This window comes from Nocardiopsis sp. iso_25, from assembly GCF_056173305.1.
This window is the reverse complement of the sequence record NZ_CM149667.1, coordinates 2,566,761-2,582,384: the sequence shown is the minus strand read 5'-3', so window position 1 is coordinate 2,582,384 and position 15,624 is coordinate 2,566,761. Positions and strand designations below refer to the sequence as shown.

At 74.3% G+C, this 15,624-nt stretch carries 14 protein-coding genes and 1 riboswitch; of the genes, 8 read left to right on the top strand and 6 right to left on the bottom strand.

Annotated features, from left to right (window positions below; translation table 11 throughout):
- Positions 1-74: 74 nt before the first annotated feature.
- On the top strand, positions 75-839 hold the full coding sequence (ppgK, locus tag AC0VX6_RS11165; RefSeq protein WP_475468479.1) for a polyphosphate--glucose phosphotransferase: 765 nt from the start codon (positions 75-77) through the stop codon (positions 837-839).
- 20 nt (positions 840-859) lie between these two features.
- On the opposite strand, the gene AC0VX6_RS11160 is transcribed toward ppgK, so the two are convergent.
- Positions 860-1,270: a DUF2000 family protein gene (locus tag AC0VX6_RS11160; protein ID WP_475468478.1), complete on the bottom strand. Its 411-nt coding sequence runs from the start codon at positions 1,268-1,270 to the stop codon at positions 860-862.
- Between the two features lie 131 nt (positions 1,271-1,401).
- Between AC0VX6_RS11160 and AC0VX6_RS11155 the strand changes: the two genes are divergently transcribed.
- On the top strand, positions 1,402-2,304 hold the full coding sequence (locus tag AC0VX6_RS11155; RefSeq protein ID WP_475468476.1) for an AraC family transcriptional regulator: 903 nt from the start codon (positions 1,402-1,404) through the stop codon (positions 2,302-2,304).
- Here AC0VX6_RS11155 and AC0VX6_RS11150 read toward each other — a convergent pair.
- Positions 2,230-2,595, bottom strand: a complete 366-nt coding sequence (locus AC0VX6_RS11150; protein WP_368045824.1) for a hypothetical protein — start codon at positions 2,593-2,595, stop codon at positions 2,230-2,232. The two genes, AC0VX6_RS11155 and AC0VX6_RS11150, sit on opposite strands and share 75 nt — an antisense overlap.
- 208 nt (positions 2,596-2,803) lie before the next feature.
- Between AC0VX6_RS11150 and AC0VX6_RS11145 the strand changes: the two genes are divergently transcribed.
- On the top strand, positions 2,804-4,087 hold the full coding sequence (locus tag AC0VX6_RS11145; RefSeq protein ID WP_475469313.1) for a helix-turn-helix domain-containing protein: 1,284 nt from the start codon (positions 2,804-2,806) through the stop codon (positions 4,085-4,087).
- 32 nt (positions 4,088-4,119) lie between these two features.
- Entirely contained in the window at positions 4,120-4,593 is a 474-nt protein-coding gene (locus tag AC0VX6_RS11140; protein ID WP_274977451.1) for a hypothetical protein, read from the top strand.
- Positions 4,594-4,599: 6 nt separating this feature from the next.
- Here AC0VX6_RS11140 and AC0VX6_RS11135 read toward each other — a convergent pair whose 3' ends face one another.
- On the bottom strand, positions 4,600-5,664 hold the full coding sequence (locus AC0VX6_RS11135) for a site-2 protease family protein (RefSeq protein ID WP_475469311.1): 1,065 nt from the start codon (positions 5,662-5,664) through the stop codon (positions 4,600-4,602).
- Positions 5,665-5,880: 216 nt separating this feature from the next.
- Between AC0VX6_RS11135 and AC0VX6_RS11130 the strand changes: the two genes are divergently transcribed.
- The 4 genes from AC0VX6_RS11130 (at position 5,881) to AC0VX6_RS11115 (ending at position 9,736) form a co-directional block, all read left to right on the top strand.
- Positions 5,881-6,702: a RecB family exonuclease gene (locus AC0VX6_RS11130; protein WP_274977450.1), complete on the top strand. Its 822-nt coding sequence runs from the start codon at positions 5,881-5,883 to the stop codon at positions 6,700-6,702.
- Between the two features lie 152 nt (positions 6,703-6,854).
- Positions 6,855-7,553 carry a response regulator gene (locus AC0VX6_RS11125; RefSeq protein ID WP_274977449.1) on the top strand — a complete coding sequence of 233 codons (699 nt, stop codon included), beginning with the start codon at positions 6,855-6,857 and terminating at the stop codon, positions 7,551-7,553.
- Positions 7,554-7,931: 378 nt separating this feature from the next.
- The gene (locus AC0VX6_RS11120; RefSeq protein WP_274977448.1) at positions 7,932-9,362 is read left to right on the top strand and encodes a threonine/serine exporter family protein; all 1,431 of its coding nucleotides are present in this window, start codon (positions 7,932-7,934) and stop codon (positions 9,360-9,362) included.
- Between the two features lie 185 nt (positions 9,363-9,547).
- Positions 9,548-9,736 carry a DUF5999 family protein gene (locus AC0VX6_RS11115; protein WP_013152513.1) on the top strand — a complete coding sequence of 63 codons (189 nt, stop codon included), beginning with the start codon at positions 9,548-9,550 and terminating at the stop codon, positions 9,734-9,736.
- Positions 9,737-9,863: 127 nt separating this feature from the next.
- On the opposite strand, the gene AC0VX6_RS11110 is transcribed toward AC0VX6_RS11115, so the two are convergent.
- The 3 genes from AC0VX6_RS11110 to AC0VX6_RS11100 form a co-directional block, all read right to left on the bottom strand.
- Positions 9,864-11,132 carry a tetratricopeptide repeat protein gene (locus AC0VX6_RS11110; RefSeq protein ID WP_274977447.1) on the bottom strand — a complete coding sequence of 423 codons (1,269 nt, stop codon included), beginning with the start codon at positions 11,130-11,132 and terminating at the stop codon, positions 9,864-9,866.
- Between the two features lie 255 nt (positions 11,133-11,387).
- Complete coding sequence (gene gcvP, locus AC0VX6_RS11105; protein WP_274977446.1) at positions 11,388-14,282, bottom strand: aminomethyl-transferring glycine dehydrogenase; 2,895 nt, start codon at positions 14,280-14,282, stop codon at positions 11,388-11,390.
- A 98-nt stretch (positions 14,283-14,380) separates the two neighbouring features.
- Positions 14,381-14,470, bottom strand: a riboswitch (glycine riboswitch).
- 231 nt (positions 14,471-14,701) lie between these two features.
- Entirely contained in the window at positions 14,702-15,190 is a 489-nt protein-coding gene (locus AC0VX6_RS11100; protein ID WP_274978118.1) for a MerR family transcriptional regulator, read from the bottom strand.
- Between the last annotated feature and the right edge of the window lie 434 nt (positions 15,191-15,624).

The window sequence follows — 15,624 nt, the reverse complement described above, 5'->3', positions numbered from 1 at the left end:
CAGGGCAGTATTCAGCCTGACGGGCCCCTGACCGCGCCCGACCACCACACGAGGACCACGGGAGAAGACGACCCATGTCACAGCTGACCACGGGGCTGGGAATCGACATCGGCGGCAGCGGGATCAAGGGCGCGCCGGTCGACCTGAGCACCGGCGAGTTCCTCAAGGAGCGGACGAAGGTCCTCACCCCCGACCGCTCCGACCCCGAGGCGGTGGCCGAGATCGTGCACGGGATCGCCGAGCACTTCCCCGAGGCGGCGGGCATGCCCCTGGGCGTGACCTTCCCCGGCGTGGTGCAGGGCGGCGTGGTGCGCACCGCCGCCAACCTGGACAAGAGCTGGATCGACACCGACGCGCGGTCGCTGTTCGCCGAGGTCACCGGCCGCCCGGTGCGCGTGCTCAACGACGCCGACGCCGCCGCCGTGGCCGAGACCCGCTACGGCGCGGCCAGGGACGTGCCGGGGGTGGTGCTGATGACCACCCTGGGCACGGGGATCGGCACCGCCCTGGTGGTGGACGGGCGCCTGGTGCCCAACACCGAGTTCGGACACCTGGAGATCGACGGCCACGACGCCGAGACGCGGGCCTCCTCGGGCGCCAAGGAACGCGAGGAGCTGTCCTACCGCGAGTGGGCGACCGAGCGGCTCCAGCGCTACTACCGGGTCGTGGAGGACCTGCTGTGGCCGGACCTGATCGTGGTCGGCGGCGGGGTCAGCCGCAAGGCGGAGAAGTTTCTGCCGCTGCTGGACATCCGCACACCCGTCGTGGCCGCCTCGCTGCTCAACACGGCCGGGATCGTCGGCGCCGCCCTGGCCGCCGCCGAGTCCGAGGCGGGCTGAGGCGGCCCGGGCGGCCGGACCTAGGAGTGCAGGCGCAACCCCCTGACCGCCTTGTCCACGTCCGCCCTGGGCCCGTGCACGGCCACGCCCACCAGGTCCAGGTCCGCGGCGGCCACCCCGCGCACGGCGGCGCGGTTGTCGTCGTCGTTGCCGGTGGCGAACAGCTGCTCGGTGTACAGCGCGGCGGCAAGGCCCCGGGAGCGGGCGCGCTCCAGCGTGCGGGCCAGCGTGCGCGCGTCGGCCCCGTAGACCAGGACGGGTTCGCGGAACATCGCGAGGTAGGTGTTGCCCGAGGCGTCCTCGTAGGGCCTGCCCATGGAGCCGGGGCGCGCGTGCGCGACGCCGCTGCTGAGGAAGGCCGTGACGTTGAGCTTCTGCCAGGGTGCCAGGTCCTCGCGCACGGCGACGGCGATCTTGGTGTCGAAACGCATGGGTGCGAGGATGCCGCGCCCGCGGCACCGCCGTCTTGGACGCTGGTGCGCGCGGGTGGCGCCCGGGCTCGCGTGAACGGGTGCCCGCCCGCGGCTACCTCCCGGGGCCGCGGGCGGCCGACAATGGAGGCGTGACAGGGGACTGGACCAGGTACTGGCGTTCGCCCGACCGGCCGCTGGAGGCGATGCACGCCCACTTCGAGCGGCACGCCTACCACCGGCACAGCCACGACGCGTACTCGTTCGGGGTGACCGAGTCGGGCGTGCAGGCGTTCAACTGCCGGGGCGGCGCGCACGCGAGCGTGTCCGGGACGGTGCTGGCATTCAACCCGGACGACCCGCACGACGGACACGCCGGAGCCGAACCGGGGTTCACCTACCGGATCGTGCACATCGGACCGGAGCTGGTGCGGGAGGTGCTGGCCGACGCCGCCGAGAGCCGGGCCGCACTGCCGCTGTTCGCCGACCCGCTGGTGGGGGACCCCCGCCTGGCCCGGGCGCTGCGGGGCCTGCACTCGGCGCTGTGGCACGGCAGTCCGCGGCTGGCCGTGGACGAAGCCCTGCGCGGCGCGGTGGTGGCGATGACCCGCCGCGGGGCGGTCGGACGTCCGGCGCTGGCGCCGGTGTCGGACCCGGACGCGTCACGGGTGGCGGCCCGGGTGGAGGCGGTGCTGCGCGAGCGGTTCACCGAGGACGTGGGCGCCGACGAACTGGCCGCGGCGGCGGGCCGGAGCCGGTTCGCGGTCTACCGGGCCTTCCGCGCGGTGCGGGGGATGGCGCCCAGCGAGTACCAGCGGCAGCTGCGGCTGCGGCGGGCCCGCGAACTGATCGCGGCAGGGATGCCGCTGTCGGAGGCCTCGGCGCGCTCGGGATTCACCGACCAGAGCCACCTGACGCGGTGGTTCGGCCGTTCCTACGGGATCACGCCGGGGGCCTTCCGCGCGGCGGACCGCCCCCGCTCAGCCCTCGCCGACGGACAGGGACAGGGCGACCACGATCCGCCGCGCGGCGGCGGAGGTGTGCGCGACCGGTGAGAGGGGCACGCCCGCCAACGCCGTGGGCAGCCCGTCCTGGAGCGGCCAGCGCATCCACCACCACAGGTCCCCGCGGTGGGGCCGCAGCAGGGCGCGGTGGGGCCGGGCGCGGGGACCGGCGTCCACCGCCCCGCACAACCCGTCCTCACGGGCCTCCACCCCGCGTGAGCGCAACTCGGCGACCAGCCCGCGCAGGGCGAGGTCCGTCAGCTCCACGCGGTTCACCAGCCCGGCCGCACCCGGGTCACACCTCAGGCTCGGACTCCCCGCCGGCGGGGTCTCAACGGTCAACGGGACTCCCCTCCCCTTCCCAGACGCCTCTGGGACCAACGACCCTTGCACTCTGCCGTATCCGGAGGGAAAACCGCCGGTCCTATGCGGATCACGCATACGTACTTCTTTCTTACACATAGCCACCAGCGGCGCCCGGAGTCCCTAACCTAAGCTCATGCCCCAACCAGACGGCGTTCTTCCAGCGGACCTGTGGACACGTCCCCGCATGGCGGGTGCCCTGGCCACCTGCGACATGGCGACGGTCATCGAGGGAGTGCGCGCGGCGCACGGCTGGTCCCAGGGTGACCTCGCCCGCGCGATCGACTACTCCCAGAGCTGGGTCTCGCGCGTGGTCAACGGCCAGCAGTCGCTGACCATCAGCCAGGTACACGACCTCGCCCGACGCCTGGACATCCCGCTGCACCTGCTGCGTTTCGGCGGCACCGCGCCCCAGGCCCGTCCCGCAGAGAAGGGGGTGGACACCACGAGGCGCCGCGACTTCGGACGCGCGGTGGCCGCGGGAGCGCTGCTCACCGCCACCACCGCCACCACCGGTGCGGCTCCGGCCCCGGTGGCGTCGGGCCCGTGGCCCGACACCGTCAACGAGACGACCGCGCACTCCCTGCGCGCCATCACCGGGGGACAGCGCCGCATGGACGCCACCTCCCCCTCCCGCCACCTGCTGCCCAGCGCTGTGGCGCACGTGCATCTGGCCGAGCACATGCGTGGGCAGGCGCACGGGACGCCGTTCCACGGCGAGTTGAGCGCCGCGGCCAGCGAGGCCTCCGGCTTCGCCGCCTGGCTGCACGCCGACCGGGGAGACATGGGATCGGCCAGGGCGCACTACCGCACCGCCGTGACGCGCGCCCGCCAGGCGGACATGCGCCTGCTCGACGTGTACATGCTGGGCTCCCTGGCCGCCTTCGAGACCGACACCGCCGAGGACCACCACCTGGGCCTGGGGCTGGTCCAGGAGGCCGAACGCGTCCTGGGCCCGGCCGCCCACCCCACCGCGCGCGCCTGGCTGGCCTGCGTGGGAGCGCTCGCGCACGCCGGGACCGGGGACGGCGCGGCGGCCGCCAGCGCCCTGGGCCGGGCGGAGCGGGAGGTGGCCCGCTCCGCCAACACCGACCCGCCCTGGCCGTGGGTGTTCGCCTTCGACGAGGCCAAGGTCGCCGGCTACCGCGCCCGGGTGGGCGTGCGGCTGCGCCAGCCGCACGACGCCCGGCGGGCCTTCTCCGAGGCCTTCGCGCCCCACGGGGGCAACCCCAAGCAGTCCGCGGTCCTCCAGGTGGAACTGGCCTCGGCGCACGCCGAGGCGGGGGACGTGGACGAGGCCTTCCGCCTGGTCGACGAGGCGCTGGACACGGGCGTGCGCTACGAGTCCGAGCGGATCATCAGCCGGGTCCGGGCCTTTCGCCGCCGCTACTCGGGAACGCGGGCGCGCTGCGCGGCCGCCCTGGACGACCGGCTCCTGTCCCTGGTGAGGGGCGCCGTCGCACAGGGGTAGGAAGACCGCGAAGCGACCATCAGGGAGGTCCCGTGATCCACATCGCGGTCACCGGTCACCGCGGCCTGGCCCCGGACGTGCGACGCACCGTCACCGCGCTGCTCACCGCCCACCTGGAGCCCTACGGCTGCGAGATGGTGGGCCTGTCCTGCCTGGCCGACGGCGCCGACGCCGTCTTCGCCGAGACGGTCGTCGCCGCCGGAGCCCCGCTGGAGGCGGTTATCCCCGCCTCCGGCTACCGCGAGGCGCTGCCCGAGGAGCACCACCCCGTCTACGACCGCCTCCTGCGACGGGCCGTCCTCGTGCACACGCTGCCCCACACCGAGTCCACGCCCGAGGCGCACCTGGAGGCCGGAAGGCTGCTCGTGCGGCGCTGCGACCAGCTCGTGGCCGTCTGGGACGGCCGGCCCGCGCGCGGCCCCGGCGGCACCGCCGACGTGGTGGCCTACGCACGCTCGCTCTTTCGACCGGTCTCGGTGCTGTGGCCCGAGGGCGCCCGCCGCTGACCCGGTTCAGCGACCGCCCGAGACCACCGCGTTGACGTCCGCGGCCCTGAGCACCCCGCGCACCCCGCCGGCCTCGTCCACCACCACGTACTCCGGCAGCGGGTGCCCCGTCAGCTCCCGCAACAACTCCTCACCCTCCAACCCCACCGGCACCAGAGAATGCTCGGTCACCGCCCGGGACACGCTCGACACCGGCACCCACGCCCGGCGCTCCGGCTCGATCGCCCCGGCCGCCGCCGGGTGCACCACCGCCGTGGGAGCGCCCCGGGCGTCGGTCACCACGACCTCCACCGCCTCCGCCTCCCGCGCCCGGCGCTCGGCCTCGGCCAGCGGCGTGTCGGCCGGCACCGTCACCGAGGACCGGGCCAGGTCCCGGGCCCGCAGACGCGGGATGCGCTCACGCACCCGGGCGGAGCGCAGCGCGTCGGAGGCACCCATCCACATGAAACCGCCCAGGACGAAGCCCCACACCACGCTCCACGGGCTGAGCCGTCCGCCCGCCCACCACGTGATCAGGAACGGCAGCGCCACCACCAGCAGCGCCAGCACCCGACCGCCCCAGGCCGCGGCCACGCTCCCCGCGAAGGGACGACCCGTCGCCTTCCACACCCCGGCGCGCAGCAGCCGCCCGCCGTCCAGCGGAAGCCCCGGCAGCAGGTTGAACGCGCCGACCAGCAGGTTGGCGATCCACAGCTGGAACAGCAGCTCACCCACCACCGTGCGCGGCTCGGTGAACAGGTACAGACCGAACCCGCCCGCCGCCAGCAGCAGGGAGAACAGCGGACCGGCGAACGCGATCCAGAACTCACGCCCCGGCGTGGGCGCCTCGCGCTCGATCTCGGAGACCCCGCCCAGCACGTACAGCACGATGCGCCGGACCGGCAGGCCGTACATGCGCGCGACCACCGCGTGCGCCAGCTCGTGCACCAGCACCGACGCGTAGAGCAGCACGGCGAAGACGAAGGCCAGCAGGTAGGCGCCCGGCCCCAGCGCCAGGCGCCCCTGGACCACGCCGCCGTAGACCAGGGTGATCAGCGCCGCGACGATCAGCCACGAGGAGGTCACGTACACGGGGATGCCGAAGGGGCGGCCGATCAGTAACCCCGGTCTGGCGGAACGGTCGCGGGGTCTGGGCGCGGATGGGTCACTACCGGTCGTCACACCCCCAGCCTACGGCCCGCCCGCCCCGGCCCCGCGGCGCCCACGACCGCGCTCCGCACCGCCCGCCCGTCCACAGGCCGCCCTCCCCCCTCGCGGCCTGTCGCGGCCTTCTCATAGGCTCGATCCATGACCACCGCGCTCCTCCCGTCCGCCCTCTCCCCCTCCCGGGCCTCCGACTTCCTCCAGTGCCCGCTGCTGTTCCGCTTCCGCACCATCGACCGCCTCCCCGAGGCGCCCAGCGCGGCGGCCCTGCGCGGCACCCTCGTCCACGCCTGCCTGGAGCGCCTGTACGAGCTGCCCGCCGAGTCGCGCAGCCCGCGCAACGCCGTCGGCCTCGTCGAGCCCCAGTGGAAGAAGCTGCGCGAGAAGAAGCCCGAGCTGGACGAGCTGTTCGCCGACGACGCCGAGCGCGACACATGGCTGGAGTCCGCCCGCGACCTGGTCCGCCGCTACTTCGACCTGGAGAACCCCACCGCCCTGGAGCCCCGCGACCGCGAGATGCGCCTGGACGTGTCCCTGCCCACCGGCCTGCGGCTGCGCGGCTACGTGGACCGCATCGACGTCACCCCCTCCGGCCAGATCCGGATCGTGGACTACAAGACCGGCAAGTCCCCCGCGCCCCGCTTCGAGGACAAGGCCCGGTTCCAGATCTTCTTCTACGCGGTCATGATCTGGCGCGACCTCGGCGTCGTCCCCACCCGCCTCCAACTCGTCTACCTGGGCGGCGACGGAGCGGTGCGCTGGTACGACCCCACCGAGGACGAACTCCGGGCCGCGGAGACCGAGATCGCCGACATCTGGGCACGGATCGAGGCCGCCGGACGCGCCGGGGTGTGGGAGCCCCGCAGGAGCAAGCTCTGCGGCTGGTGCGAGCACCAGGCGCTGTGCCCGGAGTTCGGCGGCACCCCGCCGCCCCTGCCCGCACCGACGGACCGCCCGCGCGGATGACCCCGCCCCCGCTCCGACCGAGCGCGTGACCCGGCCGGGCGCCCGAGGACGCGGGGCCCGGCCCCCGCACCGGGAGCGGCCCGCCCCACCCGCACCGCTGCGCCCCCGGGCTCGGGCCCGCCCGCAGCCCGGGATACGGCACAATTCCCCCTGTGCCCGTCTCAGTACTACTGGTCGACGACCAGCCCCTCGTCCGCGCCGGTTTCCGCATGATCCTGGAGTCCGCCCCGCACCTGTCCGTCGTGGGCGAGGCCTCCGACGGCCGCGAGGCGGTCCGCGAGACCCGCAGCCTGCTGCCCGACGTCGTCCTCATGGACGTGCGCATGCCCGGCATGGACGGGATCGAGGCCACCCGTCAGATCGTGTCGTGGGCGCGGCCCCTGGGCCACCGGGTGCGGGTCCTGGCGCTGACCACCTTCGACCTGGACGAGTACGCCGTCGAGGTGCTGCGCGCGGGCGCCTCCGGGTTCCTGCTCAAGGACGCGCCGCCCGCCGAACTCGTCTCGGCCGTCGAGGTGGTCGCGGACGGGGCGGCGGCCGTCTCCCCCACCGTGCTCAACCGCCTGCTCGACCGCTTCGCCCCGCTCCTGCCCTCCGCCTCCCCCGGCGCCGAACCCGCCGAGGACACCCTGACCGCCCGCGAACACGAGGTCCTGCGCCTGCTCGCGCGCGGGTGGTCCAACGCCGAGATCGCCGCCCACCTGGTCCTGGGCGAGACCACCGTCAAGTCCCACGTCGGCAGCATCCTCACCAAGCTGGAACTGCGCGACCGGGTCCAGGCCGTGGTCTACGCCTACGAGCACGGCCTGGTCCGCCCCGGCGAGCGCGACGACGGCCCCGGCCCCGGCTGACACCGCCGACCCGCGTTCCGGGAGGACCTGGCCACCAGGTGCCGCGCCCCCTGCCCCCGGCACGCGCACCGGGCCACCAGGTTCACCGGCCTGCGCCGACACACCGCCCCGGCGCGCCAGGCCCCGCCCCGCCGGGGCTGCGGCCCGATCCGGTCCCGGCCCCGGCCCCCCGCGCGCGGGCCCCGGGCGCGGCGCCGGGAACCCCGGCGCGTCGCTGTGGACGGGCCCCCGGCCTTGACAGGATGATCCGGTGATCGAACTCACCGGCCACCAACCCCGTTCCGGGCGAACCCCGCCCCCGGGGGCCGCGTCCCCTCATGGGTTGTCCACAGCACGCCGGTCACCACGGGTACAGGCGGGGAGGAGACGGAGACAGGAATGCCAAGCAAGCGGGAGCGGCCCGTGCCCCCGAGCGAGGACCGCCTGCTCAGCAGGATGCGGGACTGGCGGGAGGCGCACGAGCGGGAGCTGACCCCGGACGGCTTCGACGAGACCGAGGACGTCAACCTCCCCGACGCCCGCGCCATCGACCTGGTGCTGCGGGTGGGCGAGCTGATGCTCGCCAGCGGAGAGGGCACGGAGGCCGTCAGCGAGGCGATGCTCAGCCTCTCGGTCGCCTTCGACCTGCCCCGCTCGGAGGTCTCGGTCACCTTCACCACCATCACCCTGTCCACCCACCCCGGGGGCGAACACCCCCCGATCACCGGCGAACGGGTGGTGCGCCGCCGCACCCTGGACTACTTCCGCGTCAACGAACTGCACACCCTGGTGCAGCAGTGCGCGCTCGGCCTGCTGGAACTGGAGGACGCCACCGCCCGCCTGACCCAGATCAGGCGCGCCCGCATGCCCTACCCCAACTGGCTCATCGCGGTCGGGTTCGGCCTCATCGCCTCCAGCGCGAGCCTCATGGTGGGCGGCGGCCTGATCGTGGCGACCGCGGCCTTCCTGGCCACCGTCATGGGCGACCGCACGTCGGTGTTCCTGGCCAAGCGGGGCGTCGCGGAGTTCTACCAGATGGCGGGCGCGGCGGTGGTGGCCGCCACGATCGGCGTGGCGCTGCTGTGGGCCAGCACCACGCTGGACCTCGGCCTCCAGGCCGGGGCGATCATCACCGGCAACATCATGGCCCTGCTGCCCGGACGCCCGCTGGTCTCCAGCCTCCAGGACGGCATCAGCGGCACCTACGTCTCGGCGGCGGCACGCCTGCTGGAGACCTTCTTCATCCTGGGCGCGATCGTGTCCGGCGTGGGCGCGGTCGCCTACACCGCCCAGCGCCTGGGCGTGAGCATCAACCTGGAGGACCTCCCCTCCGCGGGAACCTCGATGGAGGTCCCCGTGCTGATCGGCGCGGCGGGGATCGCGGTGGCCTTCGCCATCTCGCTCGCCGTACCGCCCCGGATGCTGCCGATGATCGGCGCGCTCGGCGTGATGATCTGGGTGATCTACGCGAGCATGCGCGACCTGCTGCACGTGCCCGCGGTGGTGGGCACGGTCGCGGGCGCGGTCGCGGTGGGCGTGGTGGGCCACTGGCTGGCGCGGCGCACCCGCAGACCGGTGCTGCCCTACCTGGTCCCGTCGATCGCCCCGCTGCTGCCCGGCAGCATCCTGTACCGGGGCCTGATCGAGATCACGCAGGGCGACCCCTCAGCCGGGCTGCTCAGCCTCGCGGAGGCGGTCACGGTGGGCCTGGCGCTGGGCGCGGGGGTCAACCTCGGCGGCGAGCTGGTCAGGGCCTTCCAGCACGGCGGGCTGGCCGGCGCGGGGATGCGCAGCCGCCCGGCGGCGCGCCGGACACGCGGCGGGTACTGAGTTCCTCGTATCCGGGGCCGGACAGGGCAGAACCATTGCTGGCCTGGGGGTGTCTCACTCCCCGAGAGCGGACGACAGCGGCGGGGAGAACACATCCGTGTTAAACCGCGACGAGCATGTGATGTGAACCACTACTCTTGGCGTCAGCTCAACGACGAGCACCTCTGGACCGAAAGGCCTGTCCCATGTGCAGCCACGAACCTGCCTGCCCGTCCTTCGAGGACACCGACCGCGAAGCGGCCCGGGTCGTCTCCAGCCACCCCGAACAGGGCTGGAGCCTGCTCTGCAACGGTGTCGTCCTCTTCGACGACACCGGTGAGCTGCTTCCCGACGGGGCGGTCGTCGCCCCGCACCGGCCCCGCGTCGCCGCCTGACGCCCGACCGCACCGACACACCCGGCCGCGAGGCCGACGTACCCCGCCCGGCAAGCACCCCCGGGCGGCGACGTGCCCCCTGACGGCCCCCGGTGACCGCGCGAGCGCCGGGGCCCGTCCCAGGCCCTCACTCCCGGACCGGGTCGGGCCACCCCTCCGGCAGCACGTCCCGGCCGCCCATCGCCTCACTCAGCCGACGCCGGAAGTCGGCGTGCACACCGGGCCCCCACACCAGTCCGCTCGGCGTGCGCAGCGCCTGCTCCATGGCGGCCCGCAGCGCCGCCGGGCGCGCCTCCCCCTCGGCCACAGGCAGCGCCAGCAGGGCGTGCATCTGGGTGACCACGGCGAACAGCTCCCCCGCCAGCGCGGGCGCGCTCGCGGTCGCCGCTGCCTCCTCCAGGTAGGGGTCCCACCACGCCTCCCCGGCCCCGCCGTCCCCGTCCTCCTCGGGCGCGGCGAAGCCCCTGCGCAGTCTCTGACGCACCTGCCCCGCGGCGTCCTGGTCCCGGTCCCCCAGGCCCAGCCGCCAGACCCGCTCGGCCGCGCCGGGGTCCCCGCGCAGGGCCAGCAGCCCCGCCAGGAGTTCCACGGCCGCGGCGAAGGTGCCCGGCGCGGCCCCCGGCCCCTCGGCGTCCTCGGAGACCGCGTCCGGGTCCGGGTCCACGACGGCGCCGACGTCGGCGATGGCGTGCTCCAGGTGGGCGGCGGCGCGCAGCAGGCGCAGACCGGGATCGTCCGCGACCGACAGGCCGCGTTCGACCGCGGCCGCGGCGGCGCCCGGCAGCCCCCGGCCCAGCAGGCGTTCGGCCAGGTCCCGGGAGGCGTCCACGACGGTGGCGGCGTGCAGGCGGCCGAGCGAACCGGGATCGGGCGGCAGGGCCAGCGCCGCCTCCCAGTGCTCCTCGGCCCCGCCGGTGTCGCCGCGCCCCTCGGCGGAGCGGGCCAGCCCGTAGTGCGCCACCGCCGTGTAGTCGGACCCGCCCAGGTCGAGCAGGCGGCGCCAGACGCGGTCGGCCTCGGCGTGGTCGCCGTCCTGTTCGAGGGAGAGCGCCAGGTGGTAGGCGGCGCGCGGGGCGTAGCGCGGGTCGCCGGTGGCCAGGGCGCGGCGGGCGGCCTCACGGGCGGCGGCCAGGTCGCCCCGCTGGTCCTCGACCACGGCCAGGCCGAGCAGGGCGCGGGCCTGCACCCGCGGGTGGGGGTTGGCGGCCACCGCCTGGTGGTAGAGCCTGGCCGCGCGTTTGAGGTGGCCGCTCTCGGCGAGGTCCCGGGCCTGGTCGCACAGTTCGGCGGCGCCCTGCCCGGTCGGCGCCTCCGCCTCGTCCGTGTCCCGGGGATCGGTGGCCGGGGGCGGGTCGGCGGGGCCAGAGCGCGCGGAAGGTCCGGACGTCGTGGTCATGGTCTCCGCTTTCCATGGGGGTGGCGGGGTGGCGGTCCGCGTGGTGGGAACGCGGTCCGTGTCGCCGCAACTCTAACGCCTGCGGCGTCCGGGGACCGGGGGCCCGCGCCGCGGCCGCGGGCACCGTCCCGTTCCCCGCCCCTCCCCTGACGGGCATGGAGAACAAAACGGACTTTTACGACGTAGATCTCCAAAGGGTCAGAAGAAGGGGCGCCGGTCCGAGGACCGGCGCCCCTTCCCGCGGCCCGGGCCGCCCTACAGCTCGAAGGCCTCCGGCGGCGGGCAGGAGCAGACCAGGTTGCGGTCCCCGTAGGCCTGGTCGATCCGGCCGACCGGCGGCCAGTACTTGTCCGTGCGCAGCGACGCCAGCGGGTAGGCCGCCTCGGCGCGCGTGTAGCCGTGCGACCACTCGTCGGCGGTCACGGCCTCCGCGGTGTGCGGGGCGTTGCGCAGCGGGTTGTCCTGCGCGTCCCACTCCCCCGAGGCCACCTTGTCGATCTCGCCGCGGATCGCGACCATCGCCTCCACGAAGCGGTCCAGTTCGGCGAGGTTCTCGCTCTCGGTCGGCTCGACCATCAGGGTGCCGTTGACCGGGAACGACATCGTCGGCGCGTGGAAGCCGTAGTCCATGAGCCGCTTGGCGAGGTCCTCGTTGCTGATGCCGCTGGCCTTCTGGAGCGGGCGGATGTCCACGACGCACTCGTGCGCCACCAGGCCGCCCGCGCCGGTGTAGAGCACCGGGAAGTAGGGCTCCAGCCGCTTGGCCAGGTAGTTCGCCGACAGCACCGCGGTCTCGGTGGCCGAGCGCAGCCCCTCCTCGCCCATCATGCGCACGTAGGCCCAGGAGATGGGCAGGATGCCCGCCGAGCCGAACGGGGCCGCCGAGACCGGGCCGACCCCCGTGTGCGGGCCCGCCTCGGGCTGGCCCGGGTGGTTGGGCAGGAAACCGGCCAGGTGCGAGCGGACCGCGACCGGGCCCACGCCCGGACCGCCGCCGCCGTGCGGGATGCAGAAGGTCTTGTGCAGGTTGAGGTGGCTGACGTCGGCCCCGAACTCGCCCGGCTTGGCCCAGCCCAGCAGAGCGTTCAGGTTGGCGCCGTCCACGTACACCTGGCCGCCCGCATCGTGGACCAGGCGGCACACCTCGGTGACGGTGTCCTCGTACACGCCGTGCGTGGACGGGTAGGTGATCATGATGGCGGCCAGGTCGCCGGCGTGCTTGTCGGTCTTGGCCCGCAGGTCCTCCAGGTCGACGTTGCCGTTGTCGTCGCAGGCCACCACGGCCACGCGCATACCGGCCATCACGGCGCTGGCGGCGTTGGTGCCGTGCGCGGAGCTGGGGATCAGGCACACGTCGCGGTGGGCCTCGCCGCGCGAGCGGTGGTAGCCGCGGATGGCCAGCAGCCCGGCGAACTCGCCCTGGGACCCGGCGTTGGGCTGGAGGGACACCGCGTCGTAGCCGGTGACCTCGGCCAGCCAGGCCTCCAACTGGCGGATCAGGGCCACGCTCCCGGCGGCCTGGTCCAGCGGCGCCAGCGGGTGCAGTCCGGCGAACTCGGGCCAGGTGACGGGCTCCATCTCCGCCGTGGCGTTGAGCTTCATGGTGCACGAGCCCAGCGGGATCATCGTGCGGTCCAGGGCCAGGTCGCGGTCGGAGAGGCGGCGCATGTAGCGCAGCAGCGAGGTCTCGCTGCGGTGGGTGCCGAACACCGGGTGGGTGAGGTAGTCCACCTGGCGGGCCAGCTCGACGGGCAGGCGGTCGGTGTCCCCGTCCACGCTCAGGCGCACGCGCGAGGAGCCGCGCTCGGCCTCGCCGAAGGCCGCCAGGACCTTCTCCAGGTCGGTCTCGGTGGTGGTCTCGTCCACGCTCACGCCGACCGTGTACTCGTCCGCGGCCAGCAGGTTGTACCCGGCCTCCAGAGCGGACTCCACGACGCGGGCGGCGCTGGGCACGCGCACGCGCAGGGTGTCGAAGTAGGCGTGGTGCAGGACCTCGAAGCCGCGCTCGGCGAGGGCGTCGGCCAGGGCGGCGGTGCGGGTGTGCACCTGGCGGGCGATCGCGCGCAGGCCGTCGGGGCCGTGGTAGACCGCGTACATCCCGGCCATGACGGCGAGCAGGACCTGCGCGGTGCAGATGTTGCTGGTGGCCTTCTCGCGGCGGATGTGCTGCTCGCGGGTCTGGAGGGCCAGCCGGTAGGCGGGCTTGCCCGCGTTGTCCACCGAGACGCCGACCAGGCGGCCGGGCAGCTGGCGGCGCAGCTTCTCGCCCACGGCCATGTAACCGGCGTGCGGGCCGCCGAAGCCGAGCGGGACGCCGAAGCGCTGGGTGGAGCCGACGGCGATGTCGGCGCCCAGGTCGCCGGGGCTGCGCAGCAGCGTCAGGGCCAGGATGTCGGCGGCCACCACCGCGAGGGCTCCGCGCTCGTGGGCCTGGGCGACGACCGGGCCCGGGTCGCGCACGGCGCCGCTGGAGGCGGGGTACTGCACCAGGACGCCGAAGGCGTCGCCCTCGGGCAGGCCCCGGGACAGGTCGGCGACCACGACCTCGATGCCCAGGGGTTCGGCGCGGGTGCGCAGCACGTGCAGGGTCTGGGGGAAGACGTCGGCGTCGACGACGAAGACGTCGGCCTTGCTCTTGGAGGCGCGGCGGGCCAGGGTCATGGCCTCGGCGGCAGCGGTGGCCTCGTCGAGCAGGGAGGAGCCCGAGACGGGCAGGCCGGTCAGGTCCGAGACCATCGTCTGGAAGTTGAGCAGGGCCTCCAGACGGCCCTGGGAGATCTCGGGCTGGTAGGGCGTGTAGGCCGTGTACCAGGCGGGGTTCTCCATGATGTTGCGCAGGATGACCGGCGGGGTGAGGGTGCCGTAGTAGCCCTGGCCGATCAGCGAGGTGCGCACCTGGTTGCGGGAGGCCAGGTCGCGCAGCTCGGCCAGGGCCTCGGCCTCGCTCAGCGCCGGGGGCAGGTCCAGCGGCGCGCTGCGGCCGGGGCCGGTGAGGATGGACTCGGGCACGGCGTCGGCCATGAGTTCGGCGGTGGAGCCGTAGCCGACCGCCTTGAGCATCTCCTGGACCTCGGCGGGCGTGGGGCCGATGTGGCGGTCGGCGAACACCCGGGCGGGCGCGCCCGGGGTGTGCACGGGCTGGTCTGGCACGGAGACCTCCTGGTGACAGGGCCGAGTCGGGTCGGCGGTGTTCCTCACGGTCTCCCCCTCTGTCACCGGGCACGAGGGTGCCCAGGCTTCAGAGCGGCCTCCTCCACGCGGTCCATGGTGCCTGAGAGGTTACTGGGGAGTATTGCCCCGTCGGCGCCCCGTTGCGGGGTCTCTCTCGCGCGGTGTCGACAGCCAGCTGACGATCTGTACGTGTGTACAAGCAGAGTGAATGTCGCTTTTCATCCCTGTTGTGACTACGACCGTACTCGATCGTCGCCTGGGGTGGCGCTCCCGGGCAGGCGTTTCGCGCACACCACACCGAGAGCCTGGAGGTTCCTCCAAGCGGCCACGGCCCCGAAACGCCCGCTCCCCCGGCCAGCACACGGCCGCCCCGGGGTTGCGCGCGGTGCCTGCCGGTCTCAGCCGGTGCGGCGCTCCCGGCGGCGCCTGGCCAGCTCGTCCACGGGCTGGGGCGCTGCGGCGGGCAGGTCGGCCCGTTCCTCCGCGGGCACCACGCCCAAGGCCTCCTCCACCTCGCGCCAGACGTTGCCCAGCGCCAGGCCGAACATGCCCTGACCGCGCTGCATGAGGTCCACGACCTCCTCAGGGGAGGTGCACTCGTAGACGCTGACGCCGTCGCTCATGAGGGTGATGCGGGCCAGGTCGGGGGCGGGCCGACCGCGCAGGTGGTCGACCGCGGTGCGGATCTGCTGGAGGGATATCCCGGTGTCCAGGAGCCGTTTGGCGATCTTGAGCAACAGGATGTCGGGGAGGCTGTACAGGGGGGCGTTGTGGGCTCCGGTGAGCACGCTCGGCTCCACCAGGCCGGTCCTGGCCCAGTAGTCGAGCTGGCGGTAGCTGATCCCGGCGGCCGTACACGCCGCGGGGCCCCGATACCCGACGTCCATAGGCAGCGCCACCAAGTCTTCTTCGCACAGTAGGCCCTGCTGCCCCGCTAGCCGCAGCGCGGACCGCCTGTCATGGGGATCCCGCTTGCCGCTCGCTACCGCCACGCCGACCTCCGGCTTCTCGTCCCACGGCGGTCTCGACAGGGGATGTCCACTCAGGGAACGGGTGCGCCGTGGGTTCCACTGCACTGAAGGTAGGACGGCCGACCGGCAGCGTCAACGACACCGCGCGGCGCGTCGCCAAGTGCGCGCGGCGCCGGTGTGCCGGGGCCTCCCCGGTGGCGCCCGACGCGCGAGCGGGGGTTTCGGCCCTGATCATCACGACCACTTCCGTTACCCAATCTATCACCGGCTCCGCGGACGAAGCCGCAGGTCGGGGCGTGTCCTCCCCGGATCACGCCACCGCCGCGGCACGGGACCCGCGCCTGTGCGCG

Excerpts from the sequence above, each read along its gene's own strand:
- ppgK (WP_475468479.1), top strand. The coding sequence starts at position 75 with ATGTCACAGCTGACCACGGGGCTGGGAATCGACATCGGCGGCAGCGGG.
- AC0VX6_RS11160 (WP_475468478.1), bottom strand. The coding sequence starts at position 1,270 with ATGCGTTTCGACACCAAGATCGCCGTCGCCGTGCGCGAGGACCTGGCA.
- AC0VX6_RS11145 (WP_475469313.1), top strand. The coding sequence starts at position 2,804 with ATGGCGGGTGCCCTGGCCACCTGCGACATGGCGACGGTCATCGAGGGA.
- AC0VX6_RS11130 (WP_274977450.1), top strand. The coding sequence starts at position 5,881 with ATGACCACCGCGCTCCTCCCGTCCGCCCTCTCCCCCTCCCGGGCCTCC.
- AC0VX6_RS11120 (WP_274977448.1), top strand. The coding sequence starts at position 7,932 with ATGCCAAGCAAGCGGGAGCGGCCCGTGCCCCCGAGCGAGGACCGCCTG.
- AC0VX6_RS11115 (WP_013152513.1), top strand. The coding sequence starts at position 9,548 with ATGTGCAGCCACGAACCTGCCTGCCCGTCCTTCGAGGACACCGACCGC.
- AC0VX6_RS11110 (WP_274977447.1), bottom strand. The coding sequence starts at position 11,132 with ATGACCACGACGTCCGGACCTTCCGCGCGCTCTGGCCCCGCCGACCCG.
- AC0VX6_RS11100 (WP_274978118.1), bottom strand. The coding sequence starts at position 15,190 with ATGGACGTCGGGTATCGGGGCCCCGCGGCGTGTACGGCCGCCGGGATC.